Origin of the sequence: Flavobacterium sp. (assembly GCF_044339515.1) — a bacterium.
GTDB lineage: Bacteria > Bacteroidota > Bacteroidia > Flavobacteriales > Flavobacteriaceae > Flavobacterium.
Window position 1 is genome coordinate 1 of sequence record NZ_JBIIVK010000104.1, and the last position, 2,638, is coordinate 2,638.

4 protein-coding genes are annotated in these 2,638 nt (G+C 34.6%); 1 reads left to right on the plus strand and 3 read right to left on the minus strand.

Annotated features, from left to right (window positions below; all coding sequences use genetic code 11):
- Window positions 1-159: 159 nt before the first annotated feature.
- Entirely contained in the window at window positions 160-771 is a 612-nt protein-coding gene (locus ACIQ0M_RS15455; protein ID WP_396153846.1) for an NADPH-dependent F420 reductase, read from the minus strand.
- Window positions 772-782: 11 nt separating this feature from the next.
- Complete coding sequence (locus ACIQ0M_RS15460) at window positions 783-1,520, minus strand: SDR family oxidoreductase (RefSeq protein ID WP_396153848.1); 738 nt, start codon at window positions 1,518-1,520, stop codon at window positions 783-785.
- A gap of 125 nt (window positions 1,521-1,645) precedes the next feature.
- Here ACIQ0M_RS15460 and ACIQ0M_RS15465 point away from each other — a divergent pair, with 125 nt between their 5' ends.
- Complete coding sequence (locus ACIQ0M_RS15465; protein ID WP_396153850.1) at window positions 1,646-1,990, plus strand: winged helix-turn-helix transcriptional regulator; 345 nt, start codon at window positions 1,646-1,648, stop codon at window positions 1,988-1,990.
- A gap of 100 nt (window positions 1,991-2,090) precedes the next feature.
- On the opposite strand, the gene ACIQ0M_RS15470 is transcribed toward ACIQ0M_RS15465, so the two are convergent.
- Complete coding sequence (locus tag ACIQ0M_RS15470; RefSeq protein ID WP_396153852.1) at window positions 2,091-2,504, minus strand: transposase; 414 nt, start codon at window positions 2,502-2,504, stop codon at window positions 2,091-2,093.
- Window positions 2,505-2,638 lie beyond the last annotated feature (134 nt).

Sequence of the window (2,638 nt, forward strand, 5' to 3'; positions counted from 1 at the left end):
TTGTAGCTGATGGCGGGAAATTCCTTGGATGTGTTGCATGAATAAAAATACAACTTTCTCATTTTTCTTACAAGTTTTTTACTATATTTGTTTGAAAGATTGTGAAGTTTTTTCACGGTCTGACGTTATGTGCCATTATCCCTAAACCCGAACGACAACTTATCTCCAGACAACTTTAAATGCCATATTGCGACCATGACCTTGCATTATAGCTAAATTAATCCAAGACAAAGCAAATTTTTCTAACAGTTCTACTTTATCTGACATGCCAAAATCAAGACAAGAACTAAAACCATTATCCAGAGCTAATTGTCGGGCGACAGACTTTGCCCTTTCACTATCACCAGCCATAAACATATCAATACCTTCGCCATTATAGATAGGGTTCAGCATATTTTCAAAACCCGTACTATTAAAACATTTTACAACTTCGGCTTGTGTTTTATCAGTTAGACAATGATAGACTGTTTTGTATGGCTCAGGTGTTTGTCGGACAGCATTAGTAGCATCAATAATTACCTTACCTGATACATCACCCAGTTTTTCAATAATATTAAAAATGGCAGTAGGCGGTATAGCAATTAAGATAACTTCAGATTTTGTAACGGCTTCATTAATTGAAAAAACTTTTGTGCTTTCATTTTTCAACAACTCAATGCCTTTGAAATTATTGACATCCTGCACTCCTAAATTTATTGTGTGTCCTTTTTTTGACCAGTTGGTGGCTAATGCTCCACCAACATTTCCTGTTCCAATGATTGTAATATTCATTTGTTTCTAATTTACCACGGCAATGATTCGCCTAAATGAATAAATGCACCTGTTTTTCCATTTACATCAAGTGTACTCAAATCTACAATTGTTTTTACACCATCTTCAATTGACATTGGAGCATACTCTCCTCCTAAATCTGTTTTTACCCAACCCGGATGAGCCGAATTTACTTTTATCAAAGTATCTTTCAATGCTTCAGCCAAATGCAAAGTAAACTGATTTAACGCTGTTTTGGATGAATTATATGCTAATAATTTTATACCGTAAATTGGAGAACCTGCATCGGCATGAAGAGCCAATGAACCCATAATACTTGATACATTGACTATTCTGCCGGCATCTGATTTTTTTAATAATGGCAATAACTGTTGTGTTAATGCGATTGGTGCGAAGAAATTAGTTTCAAAAGTCTGCTTCAATATTTCCATTGAAACTGTTTCTGTTGAATTTCCGGGCATAAATCCAGGGAAATCTAATTGCACTCCGGCATTATTAATCAATACATCTAATTTGCCAAATCGCTCAGTTAAAAAACTTACGAGATTAGTAATGTCCTTGCTATTATTCACATCTAATTGTACACCCAAAGCATCGATGTCTTTTGTCTTTAATTTTGTTGCGGCTTCGTCACTTTTAAGTTGAGTACGGGCAGTTACAATTACTGTAAATCCTTTTTTACCTAACTGTAAGGCAGTTTCAAAACCAAGTCCTTTAGAGGCTCCTGTAATTAATGCTATTTTTTTCATATTTATATTTTTTTAAAGTTTTATGCCGCAAAGTTATTAACTATATTTACTTTTGCGTACAGTATAACATATAAGTGCGATACATACTTTTTTGAAAGTATTAATAAAATAAACTGTTTTAAACAATGCCAGACTTTAAATACAACGGAAAAATTTACTACAATCCTGTTCAGTTAGTAATGGAACAGATTGGTGGCACTTGGAAGGCACCTATTTTATGGCGACTAAAAAACAAAACTATGCGATATGGAGAATTACGAAAAGACATTCCCCACATATCAGACAAAATGTTGACAACACAATTAAGAGAATTGGAACAAGACGGTTATATTAATAGAAAGGTTTTTGCTGTTGTGCCACCCAAGACAGAATATTCATTGACAGAGCAAGGTAAAGACATCTTAAAATTAATAACATCAATCAGAAACTACGGATTGAAAATGATAGAAAAACAAGACTTAAAAAAATAACGGCACATAACACGGGTAACTGTTGCACAACCCTTTCAAAAAACTATCCCGAAGCTTCGGGATCAAAAAAATCATAAAAAACAACCTCATTTAATCACTTTTAATCGAGGTTTAATTTTGGATTAAAGATGTTGTTGTTTAAAAAAAGAAGGCTTAAAAACGTTAGTTTTAACTTCAAAAAAGTGACTTTTAAAGAAGTGTTTACCTTTCCTTGATTGATTGATACAACTTGGGCTTGGCTTTTTGGTTTTTTGGCAATAAACTTGAGGTATTTCTTCAAGTTATACGTCATAGCGGCCATCAAAACATGTTTGTTGGCTTGTTGTATTCCTCGTGTATTGACACGTTTCATGTTGAGAAAGTTGATGAGTGTTCCCAAAACCGGTTCTACTGTCTTACTCCTCACTTTGACCATTCGTTTGGCATACTCGGGGTTTTGAGTGAGCTTTTGGTGCATCTTGTCATAAAGCTCTTTGTGGATGCTGTCGTCTATCTTCTTGAAATTGGTTTTCATTCCACAGTGGAAAAAACGGTCAAATTGACCACCTAATTCCGGAGCAAATTGACCATCGATTCCGATTCAAAATGACCACCTAATTTCGGGTCAAATTGACCACCACTTTCCGGTTGAAATTGACCACCGAAAAA

Coding starts and splice junctions, on each gene's coding strand:
- ACIQ0M_RS15455 (WP_396153846.1), bottom strand. CDS start 771: ATGAATATTACAATCATTGGAACAGGAAATGTTGGTGGAGCATTAGCC.
- ACIQ0M_RS15460 (WP_396153848.1), bottom strand. CDS start 1,520: ATGAAAAAAATAGCATTAATTACAGGAGCCTCTAAAGGACTTGGTTTT.
- ACIQ0M_RS15465 (WP_396153850.1), top strand. CDS start 1,646: ATGCCAGACTTTAAATACAACGGAAAAATTTACTACAATCCTGTTCAG.
- ACIQ0M_RS15470 (WP_396153852.1), bottom strand. CDS start 2,504: ATGAAAACCAATTTCAAGAAGATAGACGACAGCATCCACAAAGAGCTT.